The organism is Streptomyces sp. NPDC006368 (genome assembly GCF_040612535.1).
Lineage (GTDB): Bacteria > Actinomycetota > Actinomycetes > Streptomycetales > Streptomycetaceae > Streptomyces.
In genome coordinates this window covers 1-5,302 of sequence record NZ_JBEXQK010000089.1, presented here as the reverse complement: position 1 = coordinate 5,302, position 5,302 = coordinate 1, and the positions used below count along the sequence as shown (strand labels likewise).

Genomic DNA, 5,302 nt, shown 5'->3' with positions numbered 1-5,302 from the left:
CGGTCGACACCGAGTACGGCCGCAGGCCGTACTGGGAGGCGGGCCCGGTGTACGGCCCGTGGGCCGGCGGGTACTTCGGCGGCGGGCTGCTGCCCGGCCTGCTGATGGGCACGATGATGGGCTCGATGCTCGCCACCCCGGCGTACGCGACGGAGTACGGCGGCGGTGACTTCGGCGGCTTCGAGGGCGGCGACTTCTCCGGCGGCGACTTCAACGCCTCCGACTTCGGCGGCGGCTGGGGCGGCGGCGGCGGAGGCGACTTCGGAGGCGGAGGTGACTTCGGCGGAGGTGGCTTCTGAGTCCGCGTGCGCCACAGTGGAGGCCCCGGCCCATCCCCTCCGGCCGGGGCCTTCTCCTGTCCGCGTCTGTTCTATCCCCGGTCGGTGAGGAACGCGGACCAGGCGGCGGGGGACACGGTGAGGACCGGGCCGTCCTGGACCTTGGAGTCCCGCACGTGGACGGCGGCGGGATGGGCGGCGACCTCGACGCAGTTCCCGCCCTCGTCACTGCTGTAGCTGGACTTGCGCCAGGCGTAGGCGACTTCGACGCAGGCGCCGCCTTCCGGGCCGCTGTAACTGGACTTGAACCAGATCAGTGCTGCTGCGGGTGTCATGACTCTCCTGCCAGATCGTCCAGCAGGCCCATGCTTTCCTCAGGGCTTAGGGCCTGTGATCGCAGCATCCCATACATCTGGTGCAGCACACTGACCTCGTCGGGGTCATCGACGAGGAAGCTGACGCGTTGGCCCTCGATGTAGGCCAGTTGGTCATGATCGGGCGTCTCCACCAGCACCATGGGGCCGTTGAGACCCGCGTGCTTTTCGCGCGAGGTCAGCATGATCTGGATGCCCATGAAGGGCAGTTCGGCGCAGCGACGCAGATGTCCGATTTGTTTCCGCAGGACGTGACGTCCGCCGAGAGGTTGCTCCAATACTGACTGCTCAATGATGAAGTTCATCATCGGAGGCCACGGCTTGCGGTCGAACACCTTCTGCCGGTCGAGCCGCGCCGACAGCCGTTCCTCGGCGTCCTCCGCGCTGATCGGCGGGAACAGGGAGGCGAAGACGGCCTTCGCGTACCCCTCGGTCTGGAGCAGCCCGGGCACCAGCTTCTGCTCGTACCAAAGCAAGGTCAGCGCCTGCTGCTCGTGCTCGATGAAGTCCTGCGCGAACGCCGGATACCGCTCCCGTTCCGGCACCCGCGCCACCCCCGCCGCCAGCACACCCCGGCCGCCCAGCACCTGGTCGAGCTGCTCGGCGAGGTCGTACTTCAGCGGTCTGCGGCCCTGCTCGATGGAGGCGATGGTCTCCTGGTGGATGCAGACCTGCTCGGCGAGTTCGGGCTGCGTGAGCCCCGCCGCTCTGCGGAGCTGGCCGAGCTGGGCACCGATGAGGTGCCAGGTGGCGTTCTTCTTTGGCTTGCTCGATGGGTGCATGGTCGCCCTCTTCCCATCCGCCGGAGTACATGACCGGTCACGGCCCGTACAACCGGTTTGTACGGCATGACGCTATGGCTCACTCTAGTCACGCACGGTGACATGGGGGGCATGAACGAAGAACTGCAACTGCCGTATCTGTGCGAGGCGTTCTACCGGCGTGAGCGCAGGTCGGTGCGGGCGGCCCGGCGCTTCGCCGCCGAGGCGCTCGACCGGTGGGGGATCGTGGAGCGCGCCGAAGAAGTGGTGCTGTGCGTGAGCGAGCTCGCCACCAACGCGCTGGTCCACGGGGTCCCGCCGGGGCGCGGCTACCGCTTGTGTCTGCGCCGGCTGTCGGAGGGCCTGCGGCTGCGGGTGGAGCTGCACGACAGCGGCGACGGAGCCGTACGCGCCCAGCAGCCCGACGCCCGGTCGGAGTCCGGGCGCGGGCTGCTGCTGGTGGCGGCGCTGGCCGATGCGTGGGGGGTGGGGGAGCGGAACCCGGGGAAGATCGTGTGGTGCGAGTTCCGCTGGTGACAGCCCACCGGGGAGTCAGGCGGCGTTGCGGATCGCGGAGATCTCGAACGTCAGCTTGATCTTGTCGCTGACCAGGACGCCGCCGGTCTCCAGGGCGGCGTTCCAGGTCAGGCCCCAGTCGGAGCGCAGGATCTCGGCCTTGCCCTCGAAGCCGACGCGCTCGTTGCCGAACGGGTCCTTGGCGGAGCCGTTGAACTCCAGGTCGATGGAGACGGGCCGCGTGACACCCTTGATGGTCAGGTCGCCGGTGATCCGGTAGTCGCTGCCGCCGAGCGCCTCGGCGGAGGTGGAGCGGAAGGTCATCAGCGGGAACTGCTCGGCGTCGAAGAAGTCGGCGCTGCGCAGGTGTCCGTCACGGTCGGCGCTGCCCGTGTCGATCGAGTCGATCTTGACGTCGATGGAGGCGCTGGACGCGGCCGGGTTCTCGCCGTCGAGCGTCAGCGTGCCGGAGTAGTCGGTGAAGGCGCCCCGGACGTTGGTGACCATGGCGTGGCGGGCGGTGAAGCCGATGCCGCTGTGGGCCGGGTCGATGGCGTACTCGCCGGTCAGGACGGCCAGGGCCGGGTCCACGGCGGTGCGGGTGGTGACGGGGGCGGTGGTGGCGGCGTCGCGGCTGAAGAGGCCCATGGTGTGCTCCTTGGTCTGTGTTGGTTTAACCTTCAACGACTTCGACCGTAGCGCTATTCCATTCAACTTTCAACAAGTTCGGTGAACGTTCATCCGATAGGCCCCGACGCCCTCTGGCGTACGCGCGTAGACCTCCGGCACCATCTGTCTGCTCCACCTGCACCGCCCGTCTCAGCAACAGCAGGAGGAAGATGTGAGACTCCGCTCCGTCCTCAGCGCGTTCGCCCTCGTCCTCGGCGCGCTCTTCGCCCCGGGCTTCGGCGTCCTGACCGGCGCGACCGATGCCCACGCCGTCACCAAGATCAGCCACGCCACCGCGACTTCGATGTTCCGCTCCTCGGGCATCACCTGGTCGTCGTCCGGCAACTGCTCGGACCGCAACAACCCCACCTGCACGTCGTTCGAGCAGCTCAACCTCGCCTCCGCCCAGGGGGCCCAGACCCTGAGGAGCGCCAGCGGCTGCGCCCTGAACATCACCGGCGGCACCGAGACCGGCCACGCGGGTGGCACGTACTCGCACTGGAACGGCTACAAGCTGGACTACAGCAAGTACACGTGCCTCGGGAACTACATCAAGAACACCTTCACCTACATCGGCGTGCGCGGAGACGGCGCGCCCCAGTGGAAGTCCGGCTCCGGCAACATCTACGCCGACGAGGGCAACCACTGGGACGTGACGTACTACAACTGCGGCGGCTGCTGACCCCCGCCCGCCCGCCGATCGAACCGGCCACCCCGCGTATCCGGCCGCGCCGCCGCCGGTACGCGGGGCGGGCCGTCACCGCCCGTCCCGCAGCCGCCCGGCGAACGCCCGCGCGGCAGCCAGGTCCCCGACGTTCGGCCGCTGCTCGTTGATGCCGCCGACGAGCTTGGAGGGAGCCCAGGTGTCGAACGCCCGGCCCGAGAAGCTCCCCTCCACCTCGAAGCCCTTGCCTTCGAGCAGCCGGACCAGGGGGCGGGTGAAAGGCGTCGGCGGCATCTCGGGGAGCCGGTGAAGTCGGTAGCCGGGGGTGGAGCCTGCCGTGGAAGACGCCCGAGCCGAATCCCACGAGGTCGGCGCCGGCCGGCTCCGCCGGGTCGGCCTCCTCGGGGGAGACGACCTTCGGGCGCGGTACCTGGGCCTGCTGCTGGCGACCCGACGTGTATTGCCGTGCGACACGCGGACGCACACGATGACGGCCTTCCTCCTCACGATCCCTTCTCCCGCTTCCGTGGTGGGGACAAGGCGGCGGCGCCGGATGTGACACCGCTCGGTCGGGTGTGGAGGCGGCCACGCGGGTGGTCCGCGCTGTCGCGTGGCGGGAGGCAGTGGCGGTGCCCCTGCCCGCGCCCGCGGTATCACGCCCGAGGGCTGGTCCCCTCAGGGCGCGGATGCGTGCGCTCCCGCCAGGCGCGCTCCCACTGCCGGGTCAGCGCCGGGTAGACGATCAGGTGGCGGAACGGTGCGATGAACGCCATGTACAGCCGTCCGAACAGGCCGTTGGGCTTCACCAGGACCGCCATCCGCAGTTCGTGACCGCCGTCGCCGGTCTCCACCCACCCCAGGTGCATGACGCCGTGGACGGTCTTGTTCGCCAGTTCGCTGACGGACTCGTTGGCGAGCTGGTAGACGGGGGTGAAGGGGGAGCCGTCGGCGTCGGAGTCGTCCACGGTCTCGCGGAGGTCGCGTGGCAGGCGGTCGCGCAGCGGCTGGACCCGCGCCCCCAGGCTCGCCCTGCGCTTGTCCCAGCCGAGCAGGGCGCCGAGCTTCCAGCGCACCGCGAACAGGAACCGGACGGGAGCGGGCTGCTCGGCGAATCCGCCGGCCGTCCGCATCGCCGCCAGCATCACGGGGAAGTCGTCCGGCCCGGCCCCCGGGGTGCGGTACGACCACACGTCCTCGGTGCGGAAGTCGGTCGTGAGCTCGTGGATTCGCCACGGCTGATCGGTATGGGCGGTGCGAGGGAGTTTCATGGCCGCTGCCACCTTCCTGCCTCGGGGCGTGCCTGCCATCCCCGTTATACGGTTACGTATAAGGCGAGGCTAGGGCGGAATATACGGTTGCGTATATCCCTGGGATCAGTGAGGTGGGGCACATCGTGGGCGCTGCTCGCACACCGCGTGACAGATGGGTGGAGGAAGGCCTGCGGGCGCTGGCCGAGGGGGGCCCGGACGCCGTCAGGGTCGAGGCGCTGGCGAAGCGACTCGGTGTCACCAAGGGCGGGTTCTACGGGTACTTCGCCGACCGTGACGCGCTGCTGGACGCGATGCTGGACAGCTGGGAGCGCGAGAGCACCGACGAGGTGATCGACCGGGTCGAGCGCGAGGGCGGTGACCCGAAGACGAAGATCCAGCGTGCGGGCATGCTCACCTTCTCCAGCGACCGGCTGCTCCGCATCGACCTCGCGGTCCGTGACTGGGCCCGGCGGGACGAGGCGGTCGCCGAGCGCCTGCGACGGGTGGACAACCGGCGGATGGCCCTGCTGCGCGAGATGATCGGCACCTTCTGCTCCGATCCCGACGAGGTCGAGGCCCGCGGCCTGATCGCCTTCTGTGTGGCGATGGGACACCACTTCCTGGCCGCCGACCATGAGGGCCGTACCCGCGTCGAGGTGCTCACCCGCGCCGGTGACCTGATCCTCGACCGCGCCCACGGCCGGTAGGGCGCCCGGCCGGAAGCGAGCCGGTGCCCGCGCCTTCGCGCCGCGCCGCGCCTTCGCGCCGCGCCGCGCCGCGCCTTCGCGCC

At 69.8% G+C, this 5,302-nt stretch carries 8 protein-coding genes and 1 pseudogene; 4 read left to right on the top strand and 5 right to left on the bottom strand.

From position 1 onward, the window contains the following. Nucleotides 1-299, top strand: a pseudogene (locus ABZZ38_RS30195) (hypothetical protein); the annotation flags it as partial. Nucleotides 300-370: 71 nt separating this feature from the next. On the opposite strand, the gene ABZZ38_RS30190 reads toward ABZZ38_RS30195, so the two are convergent. Continuing rightward, nucleotides 371-613, bottom strand: coding sequence for a DUF397 domain-containing protein (locus tag ABZZ38_RS30190; protein WP_356745705.1), 243 nt, complete (start codon nucleotides 611-613; stop codon nucleotides 371-373). Next, the gene (locus tag ABZZ38_RS30185; protein ID WP_356745703.1) at nucleotides 610-1,434 is read right to left on the bottom strand and encodes a helix-turn-helix transcriptional regulator; all 825 of its coding nucleotides are present in this window, start codon (nucleotides 1,432-1,434) and stop codon (nucleotides 610-612) included. Before ABZZ38_RS30185 ends, ABZZ38_RS30190 begins: the two co-directional genes overlap by 4 nt. 111 nt (nucleotides 1,435-1,545) lie before the next feature. On the opposite strand from ABZZ38_RS30185, the gene ABZZ38_RS30180 reads away from it, so the two are divergent. Continuing rightward, the gene (locus ABZZ38_RS30180; protein WP_356745701.1) at nucleotides 1,546-1,950 is read left to right on the top strand and encodes an ATP-binding protein; all 405 of its coding nucleotides are present in this window, start codon (nucleotides 1,546-1,548) and stop codon (nucleotides 1,948-1,950) included. Nucleotides 1,951-1,965: 15 nt separating this feature from the next. Here ABZZ38_RS30180 and ABZZ38_RS30175 read toward each other — a convergent pair whose 3' ends face one another. After that, nucleotides 1,966-2,577 carry a YceI family protein gene (locus tag ABZZ38_RS30175; RefSeq protein ID WP_356745699.1) on the bottom strand — a complete coding sequence of 204 codons (612 nt, stop codon included), beginning with the start codon at nucleotides 2,575-2,577 and terminating at the stop codon, nucleotides 1,966-1,968. A gap of 193 nt (nucleotides 2,578-2,770) precedes the next feature. Here ABZZ38_RS30175 and ABZZ38_RS30170 point away from each other — a divergent pair, with 193 nt between their 5' ends. Beyond that, nucleotides 2,771-3,280: a hypothetical protein gene (locus ABZZ38_RS30170; RefSeq protein ID WP_356745697.1), complete on the top strand. Its 510-nt coding sequence runs from the start codon at nucleotides 2,771-2,773 to the stop codon at nucleotides 3,278-3,280. Between the two features lie 75 nt (nucleotides 3,281-3,355). Here ABZZ38_RS30170 and ABZZ38_RS30165 read toward each other — a convergent pair whose 3' ends face one another. Together ABZZ38_RS30165 and ABZZ38_RS30160 are read right to left on the bottom strand one after the other, a co-directional pair. Continuing rightward, on the bottom strand, nucleotides 3,356-3,556 hold the full coding sequence (locus tag ABZZ38_RS30165) for a hypothetical protein (RefSeq protein WP_356745695.1): 201 nt from the start codon (nucleotides 3,554-3,556) through the stop codon (nucleotides 3,356-3,358). A 359-nt stretch (nucleotides 3,557-3,915) separates the two neighbouring features. Then, entirely contained in the window at nucleotides 3,916-4,530 is a 615-nt protein-coding gene (locus ABZZ38_RS30160; RefSeq protein WP_356745693.1) for a DUF2867 domain-containing protein, read from the bottom strand. Nucleotides 4,531-4,655: 125 nt separating this feature from the next. On the opposite strand from ABZZ38_RS30160, the gene ABZZ38_RS30155 reads away from it, so the two are divergent. Then, nucleotides 4,656-5,219: a helix-turn-helix domain-containing protein gene (locus ABZZ38_RS30155; protein ID WP_356745691.1), complete on the top strand. Its 564-nt coding sequence runs from the start codon at nucleotides 4,656-4,658 to the stop codon at nucleotides 5,217-5,219. Nucleotides 5,220-5,302 lie beyond the last annotated feature (83 nt).

Excerpts from the sequence above, each read along its gene's own strand:
- ABZZ38_RS30190 (WP_356745705.1), bottom strand. The coding sequence starts at position 613 with ATGACACCCGCAGCAGCACTGATCTGGTTCAAGTCCAGTTACAGCGGC.
- ABZZ38_RS30185 (WP_356745703.1), bottom strand. The coding sequence starts at position 1,434 with ATGCACCCATCGAGCAAGCCAAAGAAGAACGCCACCTGGCACCTCATC.
- ABZZ38_RS30180 (WP_356745701.1), top strand. The coding sequence starts at position 1,546 with ATGAACGAAGAACTGCAACTGCCGTATCTGTGCGAGGCGTTCTACCGG.
- ABZZ38_RS30175 (WP_356745699.1), bottom strand. The coding sequence starts at position 2,577 with ATGGGCCTCTTCAGCCGCGACGCCGCCACCACCGCCCCCGTCACCACC.
- ABZZ38_RS30165 (WP_356745695.1), bottom strand. The coding sequence starts at position 3,556 with ATGCCGCCGACGCCTTTCACCCGCCCCCTGGTCCGGCTGCTCGAAGGC.
- ABZZ38_RS30160 (WP_356745693.1), bottom strand. The coding sequence starts at position 4,530 with ATGAAACTCCCTCGCACCGCCCATACCGATCAGCCGTGGCGAATCCAC.